This is a genomic window from Rhizobacter sp., assembly GCF_032229685.1.
GTDB lineage: Bacteria > Pseudomonadota > Gammaproteobacteria > Burkholderiales > Burkholderiaceae_C > LMDS01.
This window is the reverse complement of the sequence record NZ_JAVTWP010000011.1, coordinates 15,474-39,713: the sequence shown is the minus strand read 5'-3', so window position 1 is coordinate 39,713 and position 24,240 is coordinate 15,474. Positions and strand designations below refer to the sequence as shown.

The following is a 24,240-nucleotide window of genomic DNA, read 5'->3' as shown; positions in this document are numbered from 1 at the left end:
TCGATGCACCTGTTGATTCCGTTCGCGTCGGCCTTGTCCGAAGCCGCCAGCCACGTGCTGCACGACCTGCCCTTGCCGAACCTGGCCCGCCTGCTGGCGCGGCTCACGCCGCTGGCCAACGACGCCGGCGACGAGTACACGCTCTCGCCGCCGCACGAACGGGCCCTGGCCGCTGCCTGGGGTTGGCAAGGCGGCGACGGCACGTGGCCGTTCGCGGCGCACGCAGCCGCGCTCGACGGCGTGGCCGTGGGCGAACAGGCCTGGGGCCTGGTCACGCCGGCACACTGGCATGTGGGCCGCGACCACGTGACGCTCGCCGACCCCGAAGCACTGCAACTCAGCGAAGCCGAATCGCGCGCCGGGTTCGAGGCGGTGCGTGGCCTGTTCGAGAGCGAGGGTTTCACGCTGGTCTGGGGTGCGCCGTCGCGCTGGTACGCAGCGCACGAGAGCCTGGCCGGTCTGCCGTGTGCGGCGCTCGACCGCGTGATCGGCCGCAACGTCGACCTGTGGATCCGCCACGGCGAGGCGAACCAGTCGCAAGCGCGGCTGGTGCGGCGCCTGCAGAGCGAAGTGCAGCTGCTGCTCTACCCGCACCCGATCAACGAAGAGCGCGAACAGCGCGACGCGCTGACCCTGAACTCGTTCTGGCTCAGCGGCTGCGGGCGCGCACAAGCCGTGCCGGCGAACGAGGTGGTGGTGAACGACACGCTGCGCGCGCCCTTGCTGGCGCAGGACTGGGTGGCCTGGGCCGACGCCTGGCGCGCACTCGACAGCAGCGCGCTGGCCACGCTGCTCGCCGAGTTGCAGGCTGGCCGCAGCGCGCGACTCACGCTCTGCGGCGAACGCCACGCGCAGGCCTTCGAGCGCGCGGAGCGCTCGCTCTGGCAACAGCTCGGCAGCCGCTTCAAGTCACCCGCACCGCACACCGTTCTGGAAGCCCTCTGATGGCCGCCACCCACCGGCCCACCCTGACCCAGCGCGACCCGCCGCCGCGCGCCGTGTGGGCGCTCGAACAGGCCGGCGTGCACCCCTTGCTCGCGCGCCTCTTCGCCGGGCGCGGCGTGCGCTCGCCCGACGAGCTCGACGACGGTCTCGCACGCCTGCTGCCCCCGACCGACCTGCTCGGCGTGCAGGCCGCGGCCAGGTTGCTCGCCGACGTGGTCACGAATCGGCAGCGTGTCTGCGTCGTCGCCGACTACGACTGCGACGGCGCCACCGCGTGTGCCGTGGCGCTTCGTGGCCTGCGCCTGCTCGGCGCCGCCGAAGGCACGCTGAGCTACGTGGTGCCCGACCGCGCGGTGCATGGCTACGGCCTCACGCCGGCGATCGTCGACCTGGCGCTGCAAAAACAACCCGAGCTGCTGCTGACCGTCGACAACGGCATCGCCAGCCTGGCCGGCGTGGCCCACGCGCGCGCGCGCGGCCTGGCCGTGCTCGTGACCGACCACCACCTGCCGGCGCTCGAAGGAGACGTGATCGTGCTGCCCGACGCGAGCGTGATCGTGAACCCCAACCAGCCGGGCTGCAGCTTCGGCAGCAAGAACCTCGCGGGTGTCGGCGTGATGTTCTACGTGCTGCTCGCGGTGCGCGCCGAACTGCGCGAGCGCGGCGTGTTCAGCGCACAGAACCAGCCGCGGCTCGACACGCTGCTCGACCTCGTGGCCCTGGGCACCGTGGCCGACGTGGTCAAGCTCGACGCCAACAACCGCCGCCTCGTCGCGCAAGGCCTCAAGCGCATCCGTGCAGGCCAGATGCAGCCCGGTGTCGCCGCGCTGTTCAGCGCCGCCGGCCGCGACGCGCGGCGCGCCAGCGGCTTCGACTTCGGTTTCGCGCTCGGCCCGCGCATCAACGCGGCCGGACGCTTGTCCGACATGACGCTCGGCATCGAATGCCTGATGACCGACGACGTGGGTCGTGCCGGCGAACTGGCGAAGACGCTCGACGCCATCAACCGCGAGCGGCGCGACGTGGAAGCCGGCATGCGCGAGCAGGCCGAGGCCTTGCTCGAAGGGCTGATGCAAGGAGAGCTCGCCGAACTCGCGCCGCCGGCGCTCGCGATCTACGACCCCGCGTTCCACGAAGGCGTGGTCGGCATCGTCGCGTCGCGCCTGAAAGACCGTGTGCATCGCCCGACCTTCGTGTTCGCGCGCGGGCAAGACGGTTCACTCAAGGGCTCGGGCCGTTCGATCCCGGGCTTTCACTTGCGTGACGCGCTCGACCTCGTGGCCAAGCGCCACCCCGGCGTGCTGAAACGCTTCGGCGGCCACGCCATGGCGGCCGGCTGCACGATCGCCGAAGCCGACCTCGCCACCTTCGACGCCGGCTTCCAGCAAGTCGCGCTCGAATGGCTGGACGCGGCCACGCTCGCGCGAAAGCTGCTGACCGACGGCGCGCTGCCGGCCGAGTACTTCAACGCGCCGACGGTGCGCACACTCGACGCGCAGGTCTGGGGCCAGGGTTTCGAGGCGCCGGTCTTCAGCGACGAGGTCGACGTGGTCTCGCAGCGCCTGGTCGGTGAAAAACACCTGAAGCTCAGCGTGCGTTTCGGCGGCGCGCTGGTCGACGCCATCTGGTTCGGCCACAGCGAACCGGTGGCGGCGCGGGTGCGTTTGGCCTATCGTCTGAGCGTGGACGAATACAACGGTCGCGAGCGGGTGCAGATGGTGGTGGAGGCCGCCACGTGAGCCGGTGGCCGCGGCGCGCGTGGTGGCTGGTGCTGGCCTGCGCCGCGGTGGTCTTCGCCTGTGGTGGTGGCGGGGGCAGCAGCGGCGGCGGCCCCGAGCCCGCCGAGCCGGCGCCTGCGCCCGGTGTCGACGGCCCGGCCTGGTGGGGGTTCGCGCGTGACGCGCAACACTCGGCCCTGGGGGCGGTGGCCACGCAAGACTTCGAGCGCATCCGCTGGTCGCGCCCGGTCGATCTGGCGCCGCAGTACCGGCCGAGCGGCGCCCTGCTGATCCATTACGGCTCGCCGGTCGTCACCTCGCACAACACCGTGGTCGTGCCGGTGAAGACCGGTGCGGCCGGCGGCTTTCGTTTCGAGGCGCGCTCGGGCACCAACGGCGGCCTGATCTGGTCGGCGAACAGCGACTACGTGCTGCCGGCCCACAACTGGGTGCCGAGCTACAACCTCGCGCTGAACGCAGCGAACCGGCTGCATGCGCCCGGCGCCGGCGGCAAGCTGCTGGTGCGTGACGACGCCGACGCCGCCACGGGCGCGGTCAACAAGCTCGTGTTCTATGGCGCAGCCACCTACGACGCCGCACCCGCCGCGTTCGACAGCACGGTGTTCATCAACACGCCGCTCACGATCGACGCGGCGGGCAACGTGTATTTCGGTTTCATCGTCACCGGCGCGAACCCGGCCGGGCTGGCGAGCGGCATCGCGCGCATCGGTGCCGACGGCGCTGGCAGCTGGGTCTCGGCGAGCGCCGCGGCCGGTGACGCGGCCATCAGCAAAACCGCGACCAACAGCGCACCCGCGGTCTCGCCCGACCAGGCCACGCTCTATGTGGCGGTGAACAGCGCGCCGGTGTCGGGCACGGTGCAAGGCGGTTACCTGCTCGCGCTCGACAGCCGCACGCTCGCGCTCAAGGGCAAGGTCGCGCTGCTGGACCCGCTCACCGGCGGCCGCGCACGCGTCAGCGACGACGGCACTTCGTCGCCCACGGTCGGCCCCGACGGCGCGGTGTTCTTCGGCGTGCTCGAAGCGGTGTTCGGCAGCCACAACGGCCGCGGCTGGCTGCTGCACTTCGACGCGCTGCTGACCACGAGCCGCACGCCGGGCGGTTTCGGCTGGGACGACACGGCGTCGGTGGTGCCGGCGGCCATGGTGCCCGGCTACACCGGCCCGTCGAGTTATCTGCTGATGACCAAGTACAACAACTACAGCGGCGCTGGCAGCGGCGATGGCCGCAACCGCGTCGCAGTGATCGACCCCGGCGCGACCCAGCGGGACGACGTCTCGGGCCTGCCGATCATGCTGGAGGTGCTGACGATCCTCGGCCCGACGCCCGAGCCCGGCAACTACGTGGGCGGGGTGAAAGAGTGGTGCATCAACACCGCGGCCGTCGACCCGCTGACGAAGTCGGTGCTCGTCAACAGCGAAGACGGTTACCTGTACCGATGGGACTTGACGAGCAACCGCTTCACGCAGCGCATCCGCCTGAACAGCGGCATCGCCGAGTCGTACACGCCCACGGCGATCGGCGCCGACGGGGCCGTCTACGCGGTCAACAACGCCGTGTTGTTCTCGATCGGAAAATGAGGCTCTCGCCACCATGCACGCACGAACCGGTTTCATGAACATCACGCGCCTGCTCGGCGCACTGCTCGTGGCGGGCGCTGCGCACGGCGCGGCAGCCGCCGCCACACCGCCACCGACGGTCGCCACCTTCACCAGCGGCTTGAAGCAACCCTGGGGCATGGCCTTCCTGCCCGACGGCCGCGTGCTGGTCACGCAGAAGGGCGGCGAACTCGTGATCGTGAGCGCCGACGGCAAGCGCGTCGGCGCACCGGTGGGTGGTGTGCCCGAGGTGAACAGCGCCGGCCAGGGCGGGCTGCTCGACGTGGCGATCGACCCCGACTTCGCGACCGAGCCCTGGGTCTACATCAGCTACGCCGAACCGGGCGCGGGCGGCTCGGGCACGGCGGTGGCGCGCGGCCGGCTGAGTGGCAACACGCTGCAGGACCTGAGCGTGATCTTCCGCCAGCAGCCCAAGGTTTCGGGCAACGGCCACTACGGTTCGCGCTTCGTGTTTCGCCCCGACAAGACACTCTTCATCACGCTCGGCGAGCGCCAGAAAGGCAGCCCCGCGCAAGACCTGGCGAGCCACCTCGGCAAGGTGGTGCGCATCAACCGTGACGGCAGCGTGCCGGCCGACAACCCGAAGTTCCGCACCCTCGGCCGGCCCGAGATCTGGAGCTATGGCCACCGCAACCCGCAAGGCGCCGCCCTGCACCCGAGCACCGGTGAGCTCTGGGACGTGGAACACGGCCCGCAAGGCGGTGACGAGATCAACATCGCGCGCGCCGGCGCCAACTACGGCTGGCCGGTTCGCAGCTACGGCTGCAACTACGGTGACCGTGTCGGTGACACCTGCCGCCTGGGCGGCGGCACGCACGCGCCGGAGTTCGTGGAACCGCTGACCTATTGGGTGCCCACTTCGATGGCGCCGAGTGGCCTGGCTTTCTACACCGGCGCCATGTTCCCGGAATGGAAGGGCAACCTCTTCGTCGGCTCGCTCGCCGGGCAGGCGTTGTGGCGCATCGTGCTCGACGGCGACAAGGTGGTCTCGCGCGAGCCGCTGTTCGCATCGCTGGCAGAACGCATCCGAAACGTGACGCAGGGGCCCGACGGTGCGCTGTATCTGCTGACCGACAGCGGCTCGGGGCGCATTTTGCGGGTGTCGCGTTAGGCACTTGTTCACGCCCGGTTACGGGGCGGCTCCCTACAATGCCGTTGTGAACACACCGACCGTCTGGATCAACGCCGACCTGCACTGCCACTCCGCCGTGTCTGACGGCACGCTGCAACCCGAAGCGCTCGCCGCGCGCGCCAAGGCGAACGGCGTGGAACTCTGGGCCCTGACCGACCACGACGAAGTGGGTGGCCAGCACCGGGCACGCGACGCCGCGCTGGCCATCGGCCTGCCCTACCTCACCGGCACCGAGATCTCGGTCACCTTCGCCGACGTCACCGTGCACATCGTCGGCCTCGGTTTCGACCCCGACAACGAAGCGCTGGTGGCCGGCCTGGCCGCCACGCGCGGCGGCCGCCGCGAACGCGCGCTCGAGATGGCCGACGGGCTGGCCAAGGTCGGCATCAAGGGCACGTTCGATGGCGCGCTCAAGTACGTGAAGAACCCCGAACTGATCTCGCGCACGCACTTCGCGCGCTTTCTCGTGGAAAGCAAGGTCTGCAGCGACACGCAAGAGGTGTTCCGCAAATACCTCGTGGAAGGCAAGCCTGGCTACGTGCCGCACCGCTGGGCCACGCTGCGCAACGCCGTCACCTGGATCACGCAGGCCGGCGGCATGGCGGTGATCGCGCACCCGGCCCGCTACAAGTTCACCGCGAACGAAGAGTACGCGCTGTTCTCCGAGTTCAAGGCGCTCGGCGGCGAAGGCGTTGAAGTGGTGACCGGCAGCCACAGCAGCGCCGACGCCGTGCGCTACACCGAGACCGCCCTCGAATACGGGCTGCTCGCTTCGCGCGGCAGCGACTTCCACAGCCCGGCCGAGAGCCACATCGACCTGGGCACGCTGCCGCCGCTGCCTTCGCAGCTCACGCCGGTGTGGGAAGCCCTGGCTTCGCGCGTGCACCGGCCCGCATGAAGCGTTGAGCGGTCGCCGCTGTTGAAGGCGGCGCCAGACGATGTCGCAGTACTTCGAAGTCCACCCCGAGAACCCGCAGCAGCGCTTGCTCAAGCAGGCGGTGCAGATCCTGCACGGCGGCGGCATCGCGGCGATCCCCACCGATTCGAGTTACGCGCTCGTGTGCCACCTCGACGACAAGGCGGCGGCGCAGAACCTGCGCCGCATCCGCGGCGTCGACGACAAGCACCACCTCACGCTGCTGTGCCGCGACCTGAGCGAACTCGCGAGTTACGCGCGGGTCGACAACAAGCAGTACCGCTTGCTCAAGCTCGGCACACCGGGCCCGTTCACCTTCATTCTCGAAGCGACGAAAGAAGTGCCACGCCGGGTGTCGCACCCGTCGCGCCGCACCATCGGCCTGCGCGTGCCGGAACACGCGGTCACGCAGGCGTTGCTCGAACAACTGGGCCAGCCGCTGCTGGCCACCACGCTGATCGCGCCCGGCGAGAGCGAACCGATGAACGACCCGCACCAGATCCGCGACCACTTCCAGAAGCTGATTCAGGCCGTCGTCGATGCCGGTGCCTGCCCGATGCAGCCGACCACCGTGGTCGACCTGAGTGGCGCCGCGCCGGTGCTGGTTCGGCAAGGGCGCGGCGATGCCGGGCTGCTCGGCCTGAGCCTCACGCTCGAAGCCTGACCGGGCAAAGAAAAGGCCCGCCGGTGGCGGGCCTTGGTTCACGTGCAGAGCGCGGTTCAGCGGCGCCCGCCGACGAAGTTGCCGGTGGTCGGCGTGGTGGTCGGGTCGACGTAGCTGCCACTCGCGGTGCCGGCCTGGAGTCGAAGTTCCATCAACACCCAGTAGTCGTGCGCCCTGTTGACAGGCTGATCGCCAAATACTAAAGTGATATCACTTTGCGATCATCGCAAAACACTTCAGGAGGCAGTGACATGAAGAGAACAGCGTCGCAGGAGCGTGCCGCATCGTCGGGCAACGGCTTTGTCTTTGTGGTGGCCGGCGTGGCGGCGATCGGCATCGGTGTCTACGCCCTGCTGAGCCGGCCCTCGCCGCTGATGGCCGGCTTGTTCGGTGTGTGCCTGCTGCTCGGCGTGTGGTGCCTGGCAGGGCTCTTCATGCTTCAGCCGAACCAGGCCGTGCTGCTCACCTTGTTCGGCAGCTACCGCGGCACCGCCCGCGACGAAGGGCTGCGCTGGGCCAACCCGTTCTACGCCAAGGCCAAGATGTCGGTGCGCGCGCGCAACTTCAACAGCGAGAAGCTCAAGGTCAACGACCTGCGCGGCAACCCGATCGAGATCGCCGCGGCCATCGTGTGGCGCGTCGAAGACACGGCGCAGGCGAGCTTCGACGTCGACAACTTCGAGGCCTACGTGCTCACGCAGGCCGAGTCGGCGGTGCGCCACCTGGCGCTGAGCTACGCCTACGACAACATCGACGAGCCGGCCGCCGGCGCCGCGCGCGAGGTCACGCTGCGCTCGGGCACCGAAGAAGTGGCGATGGCCTTGCGCACCGAGTTGCAGGAGCGCTTTGCGCAGGCCGGCATCATCGTCGTCGACGCCAAGCTGACCCACCTGGCCTACGCGCCCGAGATCGCCGGCACCATGCTGCGGCGCCAGCAGGCCGAAGCCATCATCTCGGCGCGCAGCAAGATCGTGCACGGTGCCGTGGGCATGGTCGAACTCGCGCTGAACGGCCTGGCCGAGCGTGGCCTGCTGCACCTCGACGACGAACGCAAGGCGGCGATGGTGAGCAACCTGCTCGTGGTGCTGTGCTCCGACCACGACGCCACGCCGGTGGTGAACACCGGCACGCTCTACAACTGAGGCGGCACGGTCGATGAACACCGTCTACTGGATGCTGCTCGGCGCCGGCCTGCTGGCACTTGCGCTGTGGGGTGTTCGCACGCTCTGGCGCTTCTACAACTCGCCCGACGCCGAACGTTACCGGCGCATGTCGATGCAAGGCCCGTTCGTGCCGTTGAGCAAAGCAGACCTCGCGGCCGACGAGGCGCGCAAGAGCGGGCGCGCGCAACATGGCGAGCCCTGACAAGAAGTCTTTCCTGCTGCGCATCGACCCGCAGCTCTGGGCCGAGATCGAACGCTTGGCCGCCGCCGAACTGCGCAGCGCGAATGCGCAGGTCGAGTACCTGTTGCGCGACGCGCTGAGAGCACGCTCGGGCAAGGCCGGCGCTGCGCCGACAGCCCAGCGCAAGCCGGTTCGCTGACGGGTCTTCAGCGCCCACGCCCCGGCGCCTGGCCGCAAAGTCGACGCCACCTTCCACGGCGACCCACTCGGCCTTCGTGATGTTGCGATGGGCCCGACGTAGAGCACCGATGGCTTCACCGCCGCACGGCGCGGCCGGCGCTCCGCGGCTCAGCCGTCTCTATGCACGCTCGGCGAGCAACACCTTCTTGCGCTCGGCGATGCGGCCGCCGAGTTCGAGCATGTCGAGCTTCGTGGCCTTCGCCTTCGGGAACATCTCGGTGTGTTCTTCCTTGACGTGGTGCTTGACGTACTCGCCGAGAACCTTGACCTTCGCGTCGAACATCTCGCCGTCGGGCTCCTTGCCTTCGACCTGCGCGATCAGGTCTTTCACGCTGGCATGCTCGACCGTGGCTTCGGGCACCAGTTCCTTGTCCTTGAGCGCCTGCTTCACGGCGGGGTAGAAGATTTCTTCTTCGACCTGGGCGTGCACGCTCAGTTCGGTGCAGATCTTCGCGACCAGCATCTTCTTCTTCGACGGCGCGCGCGCCTTTTCGTACTCGGCGAAAAGCGCATCGACGGCTTTGTGATCGGCGCGCAACAAGGCGATCGCTTCCGGTCGTTTCACAGGGGTCTTGGTCTTTGTCGCTTTGGTGGCGGCGGTGGTCATGGTGGGGTCCTTGTGCAATGGTCGGTCAGTGAACGAACAAGGCGATCAGGATGATGATCGGGATGGGAATGCCGAGAAAGAACAAGAGCAATGAGCGCATGGCGGTCTCCTTGGGGGTGGCGATCGGTTGAATGTCAGAGGTCGCGCTGACGACCACCCCAGGTGGCCGCCAGACTCGCGACAAAGGCGCCGGCGAGCAGCGAGATGAACAGCCACAAGGTGGCGTAGGCCGTGGCCTTGCGCGCCTTGTCGGCGGCGTCGCGTGCGGCCGTCTCTGCTTCCTTCAGCTTCGTCTGCATGCGCGCGTAGGTGTCGCTCACGCGCTTTTCGGCGTCTGCTTGCGACAGGCCGGTGCGCTGTGCGATCAGTTGGCCCAGATAGCGTGTGTCTTCGGCCGGCAAGGCGCCGCTGCGCAGGGTGTTGAGAAGAATGCGTGTGGCCTCGGCGGCGGGCACCGGCGTGGTGGGTTCGGTGGCCACGGTCGCCGTTGCGTCCTTGCGGAAGAGGCTGTCGACGAAGTAGTTGTTCGATGGCCCGCGCTCCGGCGCGGCCGAGCCCTGTTCGGCAGCACCGGCGACGCTCGCCACGGCCGCACCACCCGCCATGCTGGCACCGGCCTGAACCCCGCCACCCACGATCGAGGCGATGAACGAGCTCAGCAGCGCCGCCGTGGCGAGCGACGCCACGGCCCAGGCCAGGAAGCCGTGCGCGGTGTCGCGAAAGTACACCTCGTCGCTCTGCGCCGCCACCCAGCGCGAACGCAGGCGCCCCGCGAGGTAACCGCCCATGCCCGACGCCATGATCTGCGTGACCGTGACCCACACGATGGTCGACACGCCGAAGGCTGCGGCCGAAGCGCCGCGGCGTGCCCACGGCGAGATCGCCGACAAGCCGAGGCCGGCCCCGAGCACCAGCAGGATCATCGACAAGGCCGCGGCCGCCGCCGCACCCGCGAGGATCGCGCCCCACGACACGGCGCTCGCATGCGCCGGATGGTCGGCACGGTGAATCGGCGGCATCGGGCGCGCGTTGTCGAGTGAATCTGAGGTGGTGGCGTATGACGAGCTCATGCGGGCCCTTTCGGCTGCTGGCGGTGCGTTGTGGTTCGCTGAAGGTTATGGCGGCCCGAGCACGCGGGCCGTCGGCGCGCTCCACGAGCGGGCGCAGGACCTTTCCTACGCTGCATTCAACAAGCGTTGTCTGCCATGGCCTGCGTTGCGATGGCCGCATCTCCTACAGGCCCGGCACACCCTTCGCGCGAAGCTGCGCCACGTGCATGAACACGCCGAACAAGCCGCCCACTCCAGCAAGGAAAGACCGTGAAAAAACCGAACCCCGGCGCCGCCACCAAGGCACTGGCCGCCCAAGCCGCCGACACGCAGGCGCTCGTCAAGTCAATGCCCGACAACAGCAACAAGCCGAAGGAGGTCGGCCGCGCCAACGCGGTGTCGCCACCGGTGGGGCCGACGCGCAAACCCGCGTCGCGCGCGGTGGGCGCGAGCACCCTGAGCGAAGCCAATGCCTCGGCGAAGACCGGCGGTGCGAGGCCCGCTGCGGGCTCGCTGGCCCACGCGCGCAGCGACGCCGCCGATCAGGTGCTCACGACGAACCAGGGCGTGCCGATCGGCGACAACCAGAATTCGCTGAAGGCGGGTCTGCGCGGGCCGACGCTGCTCGAAGACTTCATCCTGCGCGAGAAGATCACGCACTTCGACCACGAGCGCATTCCCGAACGCATCGTGCACGCGCGTGGCTCGGCGGCGCACGGCTACTTCGAGGCCTACGACGCGCTCACCAAGTACACCCGCGCCGCGCCCTTCGCGGCCGCCGGCAAGAAGACGCCGGTGTTCGTGCGCTTTTCGACCGTGGCCGGCGAACGCGGCTCGGCCGACACGGCTCGTGACGTGCGTGGTTTCGCGGTCAAGTTCTACACCGACGAAGGAAACTGGGACCTGGTCGGCAACAACATGCCGGTGTTCTTCATCCAGGACGCGATGAAGTTCCCCGATCTCGTGCACGCCGTGAAACCCGAGCCGCACAACGGCATGCCCCAGGCCGCCTCGGCCCACGACACCTTCTGGGACTTTGCCTCGCTGATGCCCGAGTCCACGCACATGCTGATGTGGGCCATGTCCGACCGCGCCATTCCGCGCAGCCTGCGCATGATGCAGGGCTTCGGCGTGCACACCTTCCGGCTCGTCAACGCGAAGGGCGAATCGCACTTCGTGAAGTTCCACTGGCGGCCGCTGCTCGGCACCCACTCGCTGGTGTGGGACGAAGCGGTGAAGATCTCGGGCGCCGACTCCGACTTCCACCGCCGTGACTTGTGGGACGCGATCGAGGCAGGCGACTACCCCGAGTGGGAACTCGGCCTGCAGATCTTCACCGAGCAGCAGACCGAAGGCTTCAGCTTCGACGTGCTCGACGCCACCAAGCTGATCCCCGAAGAGCTGGTGCCGGTGACGCCGGTCGGCCGCATGGTGCTGAACCGCAACCCCGACAACTTCTTCGCCGAGACCGAGCAGGTGGCGTATTGCACGGCGCACGTGGTGCCGGGCATCGACTTCAGCAACGACCCGCTGCTCGCCGGTCGCCACCACTCCTACGTCGATACCCAGATCTCGCGGCTGGGTGGTGCGAACTTTCACGAGATCCCGATCAACACGCCACTCGCGCCGGTGCACAACAACCAGCGCGACGGCCTGCACCGCCAGACGATCCCGCGCGGGCGGGTCGCCTACGAGCCCAATTCGCTCGGCGGCGGCTGCCCGTTCCAGGCGGGCGTGAAAGGCTTCGTCTCCTTCCCGCAGCCGGTGCACGAAGACAAGCTGCGTGGCAAGCCCGAGAAATTCGCCGACCACTACACGCAGGCCACGCTGTTCTACGAGAGCCAGACGCCGGTGGAGAAAGCGCACATCGCCGGCGGCTTCCGCTTCGAGCTGAGCAAGCTCACGGTGCCTGCAATCCGCGAGCGCATGCTGGCGTCGCTGGTGAACGTGTCGAAAGAACTGGCGAGCACGGTCGCGGCAGGGCTGGGCATGGCGGTGCCGCCCGCCCTGCCCCGCGCGATGGCCAAACCGGCCCGGCCAGAGGTGACGCATTCACCCGCGCTCTCGCTCACCGCGCTGCCGGGCGACGGTGGCATCCGCACGCGCAAGGTCGCGATCCTGGTGGCGCCCGGCGTCGTGGGCGCGTCGATCGACGTGGTGCACGCGGCGCTGCTCAAAGCCGGCGCGGTGCCCACGGTCATCGCCAAGCGGCTGGGCGCGGTGAAGACGGCCGACGGCAAGGCGCTCGCGGCGACGGCATCGTTCGAGAACGCCGCCTCGGTGCTGTTCGACGCGGTGGTTCTGCCCGATGGCGAGTCGGGTGTCGTCGCGCTCTCCGCCGAAGGCCATGCGCTGGAGTTCGTGGCGCACCAGTATCGACACGGCAAGACCTTGCTGGCGCTCGGTGCCTCGCGCGCCTGGCTCGGCCAGCTGGGCATGTCGGCCACGCTGCCTTCGGGCGCGAAAGACGGCGGCGTGGTGCTGAGCGACGGCAAGAACCCGGCCGCTGCCGCGTCGGCTTTCATCAAGGCTGCCGGACGACACCGCCACCCCGAGCGTGAAGCCGAAACTTCGAAAGCCTGACGGTGGCCAAACGCCTGCGTGCGGCGGGGTGGACGCGGCTGTTCGCGCGCAGCCTGAAAGCGGTGAGCCGCAGCGCCGCGCGCAGCGGCGCGCGTGCACGCCGGCGCGCATCCCAGCCGGCCAAACGCCGATCTGCGCCACACACCGGCAGCTGGCTCGCCGGCATGGCACTGGGCCTTGCCGGCGCACGCCGCTACTGGCTCTATCGCCCGCCGGGTGTTTCACGCCATGAACGCCTGCCACTGATGGTGATGCTGCACGGCTGCGGCCAGGACGCGAAGGGCTTCGCCGCCAGCACGCGCATGAACAGCCTCGCGGCCCGTGAACGTTTCTGGGTGCTCTACCCCGAACAGGACCGGCTCGCCAACGCCCAGGGCTGCTGGAACTGGTTCGACACCCGTTCGGGCCGGGCGCAGGCCGAAGCCGCGCTGATCGTCGATGCGCTCGACCAGGTGTGCCTCCTGCACCCCGTGGACCGCGAGCGCGTCGCGGTGGCCGGGCTGTCGGCCGGTGCAAGCATGGCGGTGCTGCTGGCCACACGCCACCCGGATCGCTTCAACGCGGTGGTGATGCACTCCGGCGTGCCACCGGGGGCGGCCGACTCGACGGCCTCGGCACTCGGCGCGATGCAGGGCCGGCGCTCCGCCGCACCGCTGCCGGCGCGCCCCGACGCGTCGGCCAGCGCATGGCCACCGCTGCTCGTGATCCACGGCGATGCCGATCGGGTCGTGTCCCGGCACAACGCGCGCGCCGCGGCGGTGGCCTGGGCGGCGGCCGCGGGCGCCCTGCCGCAAAAGCCGCGCCGCATGCAACGGGGCAAGCGCCACGCGATGGCGGTGACCGACTTCAAACGGCGCGGGCAAACGGCCGCCACGCTGGTCGAAGTCGAGACGCTGGGGCATGCATGGAGCGGTGGCTCGGCCCAGCAAGCGTTCAGCGACGCGCAGGGGCCGGACGCGTCGCGCCTGGCCTGGGCCTTCGCAGCGAAGCAGTTCGGGCGCGTTGCCACGCCGCCCTGAAGCTGCTCAGCCGGCGGCTTGCATGCGCAACTGCCGCATCTTCTCTTCTTCGCGTGCGTCGTCGATCTCGCGCATCACGCTGGCCACGTCCACCGCGCCGGCCTTCGGCACGAACCGGCCGGTGAGCACCGAGTCGGTTCGCAGCACGCCACGTTTGTAGAGTTCCCAGATCTCGGGGCCGAACTGCGTGTCGAGCAGTTCGGGCGCGAAACGACCAAAAAAGAGGCAGAGGTTGCCCACGTCGCGCAGCAGCATGCGTTGTGCGTGGTTGTTGCCGGCCGCGTCGACCGCCTGCGGCAGATCGATGATCACCGGGCCGTCGGCCGCGAGCAGGATGTTGAATTCCGACAGGTCGCCGTGCACGACACCGGCACACAGCATGCGAACCACTTCGGTCAACAAGCTCGCGTGATGCGCGCGTGCCTGCTCGGGCGTGAACTGCACGTCGTTGAGGCGTGGCGCTGCGGCACCTTCTTCGTCGGCCACCAGTTCCATCAGCAGCACACCTTCGAAGAAGTTGTACGGCTGGGGAACACGCACACCGGCGGCGGCCAGTCGGTAGAGCGCATCGACCTCGGCGCTCTGCCAGGCTGCCTCTTGCGACTCGCGGCCGAAGCGTGTGCCCTTGGCCATGGCGCGCGCCTGGCGGGTGTTCTTGACCTTGCGGTTTTCGGTGTAGTCGACCGCCTGGCGAAAGCTGCGGTTCGTCGCTTCCTTGTAGACCTTGGCACAGCGTGTCTCGCTGCCGCACTGCACGACGAAGACCATCGCTTCCTTGCCGCTCATCAGCTGGCGCGAGACCGAATCGATCAGGCCTTCGTCGATCAGCACCTGCAGGCGCGCGGGGGCTTTCACGCGCGGGCTTTGGCGCCACGCGGGCGCTGGCCGGAACGCACCTGCGCGAGCGGCCGCTTGCCCTTGAGCTGGCGTTCGATGCCGTCGTTCAGCTGGCCGCGCAGCATCAGCACTTCGTCGAGGTGGCCGTAGACGCCGGGGAAGCGCAGGTCGAGCCACAACCACAGCGTGCAGGCGCGCAAAGCCTGTTCCATGCGTTCGAGCCGGCTGTGGCCGTCGACCGCGTCGAGGAACCAGGGCTTGCCGGCACGGCCGGTCAGCGCATGGCTGCTGCTCCAGTCGAGAAATTCCTGCAGCTGCGATTCGGTGCGCGTGTCGACCGGCGCCTGCGCGTAGATGAAGCGCTCTTTCAGCGTGAGTTTCGCGGCGCTGAGGTCGAGCTTCTCGGCGAGCTCCAGCATCTGCTCAAGCTCGGCCACGGCGAAGTGCGCGTCGTCGAGCTTGAGCTGCTCCATGAACACGCCCAGCACTTCGCGCAGCTTCGTCTTGTGCATTCGCGACGAGATCGTATCGATGTGCCAGCCGTTCGGCGCCACCGGCGCCTTGAAGTCGCGCGGCGCACGCGGTGTTTTCGGCAGCAGTTCTTTCAGCGCCCGTGCAGCCGATGGCTCGGCTTCGAACAACACGCCGACAAAGCCTTCTTCGTGGATGCCGTAGCGGCCAGCGCGCCCGGCGATCTGGTGCACTTCGGACTCGTTCAGCGGTCGGTCGTCCTGGCCGTCGAACTTCACCATGGTGCTGAAGAACACCCGCTGGATCGGCAGGTTCAGCCCCATGCCGATCGCGTCGGTGGCGACCAGGATGTGCGAGGCGCCCTGCGCAAAACGCTCGGCTTCGCGGCGCCGCACTTCGGGCGGCAGCGCCCCGTAGATCACCGAGACCGGGTGACCGCTGGCTGCTATCTGGTCGCGCAGCATCAGCACGTCGCGCCGGCTGAAGGCGACCACCGCGTCCCCGAGTTTCAGCGCCGAGATCGGCACCGGCTGCGGCAGCAACTGCACGTGCTGCTTGCGCTCGAAGTGGCGCACCTCGCAGCGCTCGCCGCACAGGCCGAGCAGGTTCTCGATGGCAGGCACGGCGTAGGCCGAGCAAATGATGATCACTTCTTTCGCCGGCACCGCCACGATCGCCTGCGTCCAGGCCCAGCCGCGCGACGGGTCGAAGATCATCTGCGCTTCGTCGATCACGGCCACGTCGATGGGCTTGTTGGTGCCGACCATCTCGATGGTGCTGGAGACGACCCGCGCGCCGTCGGCCGGCACGTTTTCTTCGCCGGTCAGCAGCGAACACGGCACGCCGCGCGCGACCAGCCGGTCGCGGCCTTCGAGTGCCAGAAGGCGCAGCGGCGCCAGGTAGGCGCCGTCGATCGCTTGCGCGAGGCGCTCGAACGCGGCGTGGGTCTTGCCGCTGTTGGGCGGGCCGACGTAGAGCTTGACGTTGCGCTGCAACCTGCGCGCCTTCTCGAAGGTGCCGGGGTAGCCCTGGAACGCGAGCTCGGTGTTCAGGCCTTCGAGCGTGTCGATCTCGGCGACGAAGTGTTCCCAACGCTCCTGGGCGCGCGCGCACGCGGCTTTCACTTCTTCGAGATCGGCCGTGGCCTGCGGCAAGGCGCATTCCGACTGCAGGCGCGGCAACAGCGACTCGAGGTGGCGCGCCTTGTGGGCGCGGCTGCGTGCGATCAGGGTCTCGAGAAAGGCCGACAACGCGGCCGCGTGCGGATAGGCGGTGGGCGCGCCCAGAGCGGCGAGCAGCGCGGCCTTGTCACCGAGCCGGTAGAAGTCCCAGATCGCGGCTTCGTCGACCGGCACGCGGAACAGCACCGGCACGCGCCAGCCCGGCTCCGAGAGCGGCAGCGCGTGGCTGATCAGCCGCGTCCATGTGCCCTGGTGGCGCGACACGCCGAGCGCGTCGAGCGCAGCGGTGCGTTCCAGCATCAGCGGCCGCACGTTCGGGCCGGTGCCGACCACGTCGAGGTGCGCGAGCGCGCTGTCCATCAGGCCTGGCGCGATCCAGCGGCTCGGGCGGGCGCCGGCCACGGCCTTCTGCAGCAGCACGAGGCCGAGCTTGTCGAGGTGATCTTCGAAACCGGCGCTGCGCTCGGCGATGAAGTCACCGGGCTTGACGACCTGCGGCAGCGTGTAGGCGGCCTGGCGCAAGCGGTTGAACTGCTCCTTGCCGATGTGCGCCGGCACACGTCTGGCGTGGCGCGGGTTCGGCAGGCTCAGGGATTCGGGAGGGCTCGTCGGAGCGGTTGCCGACACTAGCTGCGCTCGATTCGAGCGTAAGCGGAGTGCGCGTGGATCGACTCGAAGTTCTCGACATCGACGCTGTAACGCCCGATGCGCGCATCGGCGTTCAAACGCAGCGCCACGTCACGCACCATGTCTTCGACGAACTTCGGGTTTTCGTAGGCTCGCTCGGTGACCCACTTCTCGTCGGCGCGCTTGAGCATCGGCCAGATCTCGCTCGAGGCGCTGTCTTCGGCGAAGCGCACGAGTTCAGACCACGCGATCTCTTCGTTCAGCAGCTCGACGCGGATGGTCACGTGCGAGCGCTGGTTGTGCGCGCCGTAGTCGGAAATCTCCTTCGAGCACGGGCAGAGAGACTTCACCGGCACCGTCACTTCGGCCCAGATCGTGTGAACGCCGGCGTGCGCTTCGGCGATCCAGCGGCCTTGATACTCCAGCAGGCTCTGCACGCCCGACACCGGCGCGCGCTTGCGCAGGAAAAACGGAAACTGCGCGTCGATGCGGCCTTCGCTCGCGTGCAGCTTGTCGAGCATCACGGCCAGCCCGCTGCGCAGCGCGGCAGCGTCGAGCGGTGCGTCGAGCGCGTCGAGCCAGGCCACGAAGCGCGACATGTGGGTGCCCTTCTGCTCGGCCGGCAAAGCCACGTCGAGGTCCCAGAGCGCGACGGTGGGTGACACGGCGTTGCCGATGCGCAGCTGCAGCGGGTAGCGCACGCTCTTCACGCCCACACGCTGGATCGCCAGGTGGCGTTCGTCGCGCGCACTCTGCGTGTCGGGAATGTGCAGCGCGTCTTTCAGATTGCTCATGTGATTCATCGGTTGGCCCGGTGCAGAGCATGCCAGCAAAGCGCCGGCCACGCCCCACGGTGGATTTGACGTGGGCGTTCGGCCCGCTTCAATGGTTGACGGCGGCCCGCACCAGCGCCGGCCGGGTGCCGAAGCGCTTCTGGATCGATTGTTCGATGCCGGCGGCGTCGAGCCCGCACATCGCCATGAGCTTGGCCGGGTCGCCGTGTTCGACGAACACGTCGGGCAGGCCGAGCGACAGCACCGGCACCGTGATGCCGGCCGCGGCCAGCGCTTCTTGCACCGCACCGCCGGCGCCACCCATCACGCAGCCGTCTTCGACGGTCACGATCGCGTCATGGGTGCGGGCGAGTTCGCTCACCAGGGCCACGTCGAGCGGCTTCACGAAACGCATGTTGGCCACCGTGGCGTCGAGCGATTCGGCCGCCTTGAGCGCCGGGTAGAGCAGCGTGCCGAAGGCCAGGATCGCGACGCGCTGGCCGCCCTGCCCCGCCGGCCGCTGGACGGTGCGCCGCACTTCGCCCTTGCCGAACGGGATCTCGGTCATCTGCGCCTGCACCGCGGTGCCGGCGCCGCTGCCGCGCGGGTAGCGCACGGTGGTCGGGCCGTCGTGCCTGAACGCGGTGTAGAGCGCCTGACGGCATTCGTTCTCGTCGGCCGGTGTCAGCAGGGCCATGTTCGGAATGCAGCGCACGTAGGCGATGTCGTAGGCGCCCGCGTGGGTGGCGCCGTCGGCACCCACCAGCCCGGCGCGGTCGAGCGCGAACACAACCGGCAGGTTCTGGATCGCCACGTCGTGGATCAACTGGTCGTAGGCGCGCTGCAGAAAGGTCGAGTAGATCGCGACCACGGGCTTCAGGCCTTCGCAGGCCAGGCCGGCGGCAAAGGTCACGGCGTGCTGTTCGGCGATGCCGACGTCGTGGTAACGCTTCGGGAAGCGCTTCTCGAACTCGACCATGCCCGAGCCTTCGCGCATCGCCGGCGTGATGCCGACCAGGCGTTCGTCGGCCGCCGCCATGTCGCACAGCCACTGGCCGAACACCTGCGTGAAGCTGGTCTTGGGCGGCGTGGCGGGCTTGACGATGCCCACCGCCGGGTCGAACTTGCTCGGGCCGTGGTAGTTCACCGGGTCGGCTTCGGCAAGCTTGTAGCCGAAGCCCTTCTTGGTGACGACGTGCAGGAACTGCGCGCCTTTCAGGCCGCGCAGGTTCTCGAGCGTGGGGATCAGCGAGTCGAGATCGTGGCCGTCGATCGGGCCGACGTAGTTGAAGCCGAATTCCTCGAAGATGGTGCCGGGCACGACCATGCCCTTGGCGTGCTCTTCGAAGCGCCGCGCCAGCTCGAACAGCGGCGGCGCGTTCTTCAACACGTTCTTGGCGGTGTCGCGCGCGGCGGCGTAGAACTTGCCGCTCATCAGGCGCGCGAGGTAGCGGTTGAGCGCACCCACCGGCGGCGAGATCGACATGTCGTTGTCGTTCAGGATCACCAGCAGGTCGGCGTTGGCCACGCCACCGTTGTTGAGTGCTTCGAAGGCCATGCCGGCGCTCATCGCACCGTCGCCGATGATGGCCACGGCGCGGCGGTCTTCGCCCTTCTGGCGCGCGGCCACGGCCATGCCGAGCGCGGCCGAGATCGAGGTCGACGAATGGGCGGTGCCGAAAGTGTCGTACTCGCTCTCAGTGCGGCGCGGAAAGCCCGAGATGCCGTCGATCTGGCGCAGCGTGTGCATGCGCTCGCGCCGGCCGGTGAGGATCTTGTGCGGGTAGGTCTGGTGGCCCACGTCCCACACCAGCCGGTCGTGCGGGGTGTTGAACACGTGGTGCAGCGCGATCGTGAGCTCCACGGTGCCGAGGTTGCTCGACAGGTGGCCGCCGGTCTGGGCCACGCTGTGCAGCAGGAAGTCGCGCAGTTCGGTGGCGAGCTGCTGCAGTTCGGCGCGCGCGAGGCGCCGCACGTCGGCGGGGCTCTGGATTCTTTCCAGGAGCGTGTGTTTCATGTCGTTGCCATCCTAGCTCTCTCGCTCGACGACCTTGTCGGCCAGCACGCTCAGCCACGCGGCGTCGGTCAGGCCGCTGCGGGCCAGGGCCGCCTGGGCCTTGTCTCGCAACTCGTTGGCGTGGCGGCGCGCGGCGTCGAGGCCGAGCACGGTCACATACGTCGGCTTGTTGTTGTCGAGGTCTTTGCCGGCGGTCTTGCCGAGCGTGGCCGAGGCCTGGGTCACGTCGAGAATGTCGTCGACGACCTGGAAAGCCAGGCCCAGCGCGTCGCCGTAATCGGCCAGCGCCGACCACTGCACCGGCGTGCAGGAACCGCAGGCAGCGCCCATCAATACGCTGGCCTGCAACAGCGCGCCGGTCTTGCGGTGGTGCATGTCGCGAAGCGTGTGTTCGTCGAGCGGCACGCCGATGCTGGCCAGGTCGATCGCCTGCCCGCCGGCCATGCCGTCGTAGCCGGCCGAGCGCGCCAGCAGCGAACACAGGCGCGCCTGCAAGGCTGGCGGCACCTCGGTAGCCCCGTTCGGCGCAGACAGGGCGTCGCTGCACGGGGTGAGCACCTCGAAGGCCAGCGCCTGCATCGCGTCGCCGGCCAGCATGGCCTGCGCTTCGCCGAACTGCACGTGAACAGTGGGCTTGCCGCGGCGCAATACGTCGTTGTCCATGCAGGGCATGTCGTCGTGGACCAGCGAATAGGCGTGGATCAGCTCGACCGCGCAGGCCGCACGCATGGCCGCTTCGCGCAGGCCGTGCACCGCCTGCGAGGCGGCGAGCACCAGCAGCGGGCGCAGCCGCTTGCCGCCGTCGAGCACGCCGTAGCGCATGGCCAGCCCCAGGCCGGCGGGGGCGTCGGCGGGGACCCAGGCTTCGAGCGCACGCTCGACGGCGCCGGTCTCGCTGCGCGCCCAGGAATCGTAGTCGGCCTGTTTCATGCCGCCGTCCAGGGCTTGAGTTGCCCGTCTTCGAGGACCTTGACCTGCTGCTCCACCGCTTCGAGGCGCGTTCGGCAGAAGGTCAGCAGGTCGGCGCCACGCTTGTAGCTGTCGAGCAGGCGGTCGAGCGGCAGCTGGCCAGTTTCCATGGCCACGACCAGCCGGTCGAGCTCGCCCAGCGCGTCTTCAAAGCTGGCGGGCGCTGAGGGCGCCGGGGGGGTGGAAGAAGTCTTTGCCATTGCGGGAGATGAAACCGGTCGATTGTAGTCAGCCCGGAGCCGCAGTTGCGTCGATGCCACATCCCCAATTGGTGAGCATTTCCAACCGCGCCAACGGGGCGAAGACCCTTCCGGCGGCAGCGGGTAAAAACAGACCCCGCAGGTACAATCCTTCGCCCACCGCACCTCGGCACGCACCGCGCGAGCCGATCCCCCCGCCCGAACGCCAGCCATCGCCAGCAGCGGTGGCGATTCACCCTTGGTATTGGAGATTCCCCGGGATCATGTCCGACCTGAGCGTCACCCCTGAAACGCTGGCCCGCAGCCGCTCGCAGCTTTCGGTCAGCGCGTATTTCGACAACGCGCTGTTCGAGCGCGAGATGGCGCACCTGTTTCATCGGCACCCGCGTTACCTGGGCCACGAACTGGCGGTGCCGGAGGTCGGCGACTACTACGCGCTGCCCCACGAAGGTGAAGGCCGCGCGCTGCTGCGCACCGCGAAAGGCGTGGAACTGATCTCGAACGTGTGCCGCCACCGCCAGGCGCTGATGCTGCGCGGCCGCGGCAACACCGGCAGCAACATCGTCTGCCCGCTGCACCGCTGGACTTACGACCTGCAAGGGCAACTGGTCGGCGCCCCGCACTTCGCCGCCGACCCCTGCCTGAACCTGAACAACTACCCGCTGCAGAACTGGAACGGCCTGCTGTTCGAAGGCAAGGGCCGTGACGTGGCCGCCGACCTGAAGAACCTGGGCCCGCTCGCCGACCTGAACTTCGAGGGTTATGTGCTCGACCACGTGCAGCTGCACGAGTGCGACTACAACTGGAAGACCTTCATCGAGGTCTACCTCGAGGACTACCACGTCGGCCCGTTCCACCCCGGCCTGGGCCAGTTCGTCACCTGCGACGAGTTGCGCTGGGAGTTCGGCGACCACCACTCGGTGCAGACGGTCGGCACCAAGAACGAGCTCGCCCGCCCCGGCACCCCGGCCTACCGCAAGTGGCACGACGCGGTGCTGAAGTACCGCAACGGCGTGCTGCCCAAACACGGCGCGATCTGGCTCACCTACTACCCGACCGTGATGGTCGAGTGGTACCCGCACGTGCTGGTGGTGTCCACGCTGTACCCGCGGGGGCCGCAGAAAACGCTCAACGTGGTCGAGTTCTACTACCCCGAAGACATCGCGGCCTTCGAGCGCGAGTTCGTCGAAGCCGAACGTGCCGCTTACTGGGAAACCTGCGCCGAAGACGACGAGATCGCGCTGCGCATGGACGCCGGCCGGCGCGCGCTGCTGCAACGTGGCGACGACGAGACCGGCCCCTACCAGAGCCCGATGGAAGACGGCATGCAGCAGTTCCACGAGTGGTACCGCCGCGCGATGGGGGCGAAGCTGGCGGGTTGACCGCCGCCCCATCGAGCCATCCGGTCAGTGGTTGTGGTTTCGGCCGGCGCTCTGCGCCTTCACATCACTGCGTGATGTGAGCCTGCACCGCAATCATCGATGGCCTGCGGCCCTCAATGATTGTCCCGCGGCACGAACGCCCCGCGCCGGCCCACCAGAAAGTCGAGGTCGACGCCCTGGTCGGCCTGCAACACGGTGTCGACGTACAGCTTCCAGTAGCCGCTGGCCAGTGGCGGCTCGGGCTTCTTCCACGCCGCCATGCGCTTGGCCAGTTCTTCGTCGCTGATGTGCAGGTGCAGCTTGCGCTGCGGCACGTTCAGCTCGACGATGTCGCCGTTCTGCACCACGGCCAGCGGGCCGCCTGCCGCCGCTTCGGGCGCGGTGTGCAGCACGACGGTGCCGTAGGCCGTGCCGCTCATGCGGCCGTCGCTGATGCGAACCATGTCGGTGATGCCCTTGCGCAGCACCTTCGGCGGCAGCGGCATGTTGCCCACCTCGGCCATGCCGGGGTAGCCCTTGGGGCCGCAGTTCTTCAGCACCATCACGCAGGTCTCGTCGATGTCGAGGTCTTCGTCGTCGATGCGTTTGTGAAAGTCTTCGATGTCTTCGAACACCACCGCACGGCCTTTGTGCACCATCAGGCTGGGCGTGGCCGCGCTCGGCTTGATGACCGCGCCGCGCGGCGCCAGGTTGCCGCGCAGCACCGCGATGCCGGCCCTGTCCTTGAAAGGCTGGGCCAGTGACATGATCACTTCAGGATTGAAGTTCTGCGCGTCGGCGATGTTCTCGCCGATGCTGCGGCCGGTGGAGGTCATGGCGCCCAGGTGCAGGTGCGACGAAATCTCCTTCATCACCGCCGGCAGGCCGCCGGCATAGCAGAAGTCTTCCATCAGGAACTTGCCTGAAGGTTGCAGGTTCACCAGGCACGGCAGCTCGCTCGCGAGCTTGTCGAAGTCGTCGATCGAGAGTTCGACGCCGATGCGCCGCGCCATCGCCACGAGGTGGATCACCGCGTTGGTCGAGCCGCCGATCGCGGCCAGCGTCTTGATCGCGTTCTCGAAGGCTTCACGCGTGATCACCTTCGACAGCTTCAGGTCTTCGTGCACCATGTCGACGATGCGCCTGCCCGCGTTGCGCGCGAGCACGTTGCGGCGGCCATCGACCGCCGGGTAGGCGGCATTGCCCGGCAGGCCGATGCCCAGCGCCTCGACCATGCTGGCCATCGTGCTGGCCGTGCCCATCGTCATGCAGTGGCCGTGGCTGCGGTGCATGCAGCTTTCGGCCTCGAAGAAGTCGGCCAGCTTCAGGGTGCCGGCACGCACCTGCTCGCTCATGCTCCACACGCCGGTGCCCGAGCCGAGCTCCTGGCCGCGCCACTTGCCGTTGAGCATCGGCCCGCCACTCACGCCGATGGTCGGCAGGTCGACGCTGGCCGCGCCCATCACGAGCGAAGGCGTGGTCTTGTCGCAGCCCATCAGCAGCACCACGCCGTCGATCGGGTTGCCGCGGATGCTTTCTTCCACGTCCATCGACGCGAGATTGCGGTAGAGCATGGCGGTCGGCCGCAGCAGCGTTTCGCCGAGGCTCATCACCGGGAACTCGAGCGGGAAACCGCCCGCTTCATACACACCGATCTTGACCTGCTCGGCCAGCGTGCGGAAGTGCGAGTTGCAGGGCGTGAGTTCGCTGAAGGTGTTGCAGATGCCGATCACCGGCCGGCCGTCGAACTGGTCGTGCGGCACGCCCTTGCCCTTGACCCAGCTGCGGTACGCAAAACCATCGCGGTCTTGCCGGCCGAACCACTGCTGGCTGCGCAGTTCTTCGGGCTTCTTTTTCGGACCTTGTGTCATCACCACCCCGGTTAACCCGGATCGGCACCCGGGACTGTTGTGGATACTATGGTATGACGATTGTTTTCACCCTGCG

Annotated in this window: 21 protein-coding genes; 12 read left to right on the top strand and 9 right to left on the bottom strand. The window is 68.6% G+C overall.

Annotated features, from left to right (window positions below; translation table 11 throughout):
* Positions 1 to 3: 3 nt before the first annotated feature.
* From AC30PD_RS05420 to AC30PD_RS05380, 9 genes are all read left to right on the top strand, one after another.
* A complete protein-coding gene (locus AC30PD_RS05420) occupies positions 4 to 945 on the top strand; it encodes a hypothetical protein (protein WP_489534629.1) in 942 nt (313 codons plus the stop codon).
* Positions 945 to 2,684 (top strand): single-stranded-DNA-specific exonuclease RecJ, encoded by a 1,740-nt coding sequence (gene recJ, locus AC30PD_RS05415; protein ID WP_489534628.1) that lies wholly within the window; start codon positions 945 to 947, stop codon positions 2,682 to 2,684. The genes AC30PD_RS05420 and recJ overlap by 1 nt, the downstream gene beginning before the upstream one ends.
* Complete coding sequence (locus tag AC30PD_RS05410; protein WP_489534627.1) at positions 2,681 to 4,264, top strand: hypothetical protein; 1,584 nt, start codon at positions 2,681 to 2,683, stop codon at positions 4,262 to 4,264. The genes recJ and AC30PD_RS05410 overlap by 4 nt, the downstream gene beginning before the upstream one ends.
* Before the next feature lie 34 nt (positions 4,265 to 4,298).
* Complete coding sequence (locus AC30PD_RS05405) at positions 4,299 to 5,414, top strand: PQQ-dependent sugar dehydrogenase (RefSeq protein WP_489534626.1); 1,116 nt, start codon at positions 4,299 to 4,301, stop codon at positions 5,412 to 5,414.
* Positions 5,415 to 5,460: 46 nt separating this feature from the next.
* Entirely contained in the window at positions 5,461 to 6,333 is an 873-nt protein-coding gene (locus tag AC30PD_RS05400; RefSeq protein WP_489534625.1) for a 3',5'-nucleoside bisphosphate phosphatase, read from the top strand.
* Between the two features lie 40 nt (positions 6,334 to 6,373).
* Positions 6,374 to 7,015 carry an L-threonylcarbamoyladenylate synthase gene (locus AC30PD_RS05395; RefSeq protein ID WP_489534624.1) on the top strand — a complete coding sequence of 214 codons (642 nt, stop codon included), beginning with the start codon at positions 6,374 to 6,376 and terminating at the stop codon, positions 7,013 to 7,015.
* Positions 7,016 to 7,266: 251 nt separating this feature from the next.
* Positions 7,267 to 8,157 carry an SPFH domain-containing protein gene (locus AC30PD_RS05390; protein WP_489534623.1) on the top strand — a complete coding sequence of 297 codons (891 nt, stop codon included), beginning with the start codon at positions 7,267 to 7,269 and terminating at the stop codon, positions 8,155 to 8,157.
* Positions 8,158 to 8,170: 13 nt separating this feature from the next.
* Entirely contained in the window at positions 8,171 to 8,380 is a 210-nt protein-coding gene (locus AC30PD_RS05385) for a hypothetical protein (RefSeq protein ID WP_489534622.1), read from the top strand.
* Positions 8,367 to 8,558 carry a type II toxin-antitoxin system antitoxin gene (locus AC30PD_RS05380; RefSeq protein WP_489534621.1) on the top strand — a complete coding sequence of 64 codons (192 nt, stop codon included), beginning with the start codon at positions 8,367 to 8,369 and terminating at the stop codon, positions 8,556 to 8,558. Before AC30PD_RS05385 ends, AC30PD_RS05380 begins: the two co-directional genes overlap by 14 nt.
* 159 nt (positions 8,559 to 8,717) lie before the next feature.
* Here the strand turns inward: AC30PD_RS05380 and AC30PD_RS05375 are convergent, their stop codons facing one another.
* Together AC30PD_RS05375 and AC30PD_RS05370 are read right to left on the bottom strand one after the other, a co-directional pair.
* Positions 8,718 to 9,206: a hemerythrin domain-containing protein gene (locus tag AC30PD_RS05375; protein WP_489534620.1), complete on the bottom strand. Its 489-nt coding sequence runs from the start codon at positions 9,204 to 9,206 to the stop codon at positions 8,718 to 8,720.
* Positions 9,207 to 9,340: 134 nt separating this feature from the next.
* A complete protein-coding gene (locus tag AC30PD_RS05370; RefSeq protein WP_489534619.1) occupies positions 9,341 to 10,276 on the bottom strand; it encodes a hypothetical protein in 936 nt (311 codons plus the stop codon).
* Between the two features lie 249 nt (positions 10,277 to 10,525).
* On the opposite strand from AC30PD_RS05370, the gene AC30PD_RS05365 reads away from it, so the two are divergent.
* Both AC30PD_RS05365 and AC30PD_RS05360 read left to right on the top strand, forming a co-directional pair.
* The gene (locus AC30PD_RS05365; protein ID WP_489534618.1) at positions 10,526 to 12,838 is read left to right on the top strand and encodes a catalase; all 2,313 of its coding nucleotides are present in this window, start codon (positions 10,526 to 10,528) and stop codon (positions 12,836 to 12,838) included.
* A gap of 2 nt (positions 12,839 to 12,840) precedes the next feature.
* Positions 12,841 to 13,857, top strand: coding sequence for an extracellular catalytic domain type 1 short-chain-length polyhydroxyalkanoate depolymerase (locus AC30PD_RS05360; protein WP_489534617.1), 1,017 nt, complete (start codon positions 12,841 to 12,843; stop codon positions 13,855 to 13,857).
* 6 nt (positions 13,858 to 13,863) lie between these two features.
* Here AC30PD_RS05360 and AC30PD_RS05355 read toward each other — a convergent pair whose 3' ends face one another.
* The 6 genes from AC30PD_RS05355 to xseB all read right to left on the bottom strand — a co-directional run bounded on the left by AC30PD_RS05355 (position 13,864) and on the right by xseB (position 20,932).
* A complete protein-coding gene (locus AC30PD_RS05355; protein WP_489534616.1) occupies positions 13,864 to 14,712 on the bottom strand; it encodes a PA4780 family RIO1-like protein kinase in 849 nt (282 codons plus the stop codon).
* Positions 14,709 to 16,973: a helicase-related protein gene (locus AC30PD_RS05350; protein ID WP_489534615.1), complete on the bottom strand. Its 2,265-nt coding sequence runs from the start codon at positions 16,971 to 16,973 to the stop codon at positions 14,709 to 14,711. The genes AC30PD_RS05355 and AC30PD_RS05350 overlap by 4 nt, the downstream gene beginning before the upstream one ends.
* Positions 16,973 to 17,767 (bottom strand): GTP cyclohydrolase FolE2, encoded by a 795-nt coding sequence (folE2, locus tag AC30PD_RS05345; RefSeq protein ID WP_489534614.1) that lies wholly within the window; start codon positions 17,765 to 17,767, stop codon positions 16,973 to 16,975. The genes AC30PD_RS05350 and folE2 overlap by 1 nt, the downstream gene beginning before the upstream one ends.
* Before the next feature lie 88 nt (positions 17,768 to 17,855).
* On the bottom strand, positions 17,856 to 19,763 hold the full coding sequence (gene dxs / locus AC30PD_RS05340) for a 1-deoxy-D-xylulose-5-phosphate synthase (RefSeq protein ID WP_489534613.1): 1,908 nt from the start codon (positions 19,761 to 19,763) through the stop codon (positions 17,856 to 17,858).
* 12 nt (positions 19,764 to 19,775) lie between these two features.
* The gene (locus tag AC30PD_RS05335; protein ID WP_489534612.1) at positions 19,776 to 20,693 is read right to left on the bottom strand and encodes a polyprenyl synthetase family protein; all 918 of its coding nucleotides are present in this window, start codon (positions 20,691 to 20,693) and stop codon (positions 19,776 to 19,778) included.
* Positions 20,690 to 20,932: an exodeoxyribonuclease VII small subunit gene (xseB, locus tag AC30PD_RS05330; protein WP_489534611.1), complete on the bottom strand. Its 243-nt coding sequence runs from the start codon at positions 20,930 to 20,932 to the stop codon at positions 20,690 to 20,692. Before xseB ends, AC30PD_RS05335 begins: the two co-directional genes overlap by 4 nt.
* Before the next feature lie 263 nt (positions 20,933 to 21,195).
* Here xseB and AC30PD_RS05325 point away from each other — a divergent pair, with 263 nt between their 5' ends.
* Positions 21,196 to 22,314 carry an aromatic ring-hydroxylating oxygenase subunit alpha gene (locus tag AC30PD_RS05325; RefSeq protein WP_489534610.1) on the top strand — a complete coding sequence of 373 codons (1,119 nt, stop codon included), beginning with the start codon at positions 21,196 to 21,198 and terminating at the stop codon, positions 22,312 to 22,314.
* 113 nt (positions 22,315 to 22,427) lie between these two features.
* Here AC30PD_RS05325 and AC30PD_RS05320 read toward each other — a convergent pair whose 3' ends face one another.
* The gene (locus AC30PD_RS05320; RefSeq protein ID WP_489534609.1) at positions 22,428 to 24,164 is read right to left on the bottom strand and encodes an IlvD/Edd family dehydratase; all 1,737 of its coding nucleotides are present in this window, start codon (positions 24,162 to 24,164) and stop codon (positions 22,428 to 22,430) included.
* Positions 24,165 to 24,240: the final 76 nt, after the last annotated feature.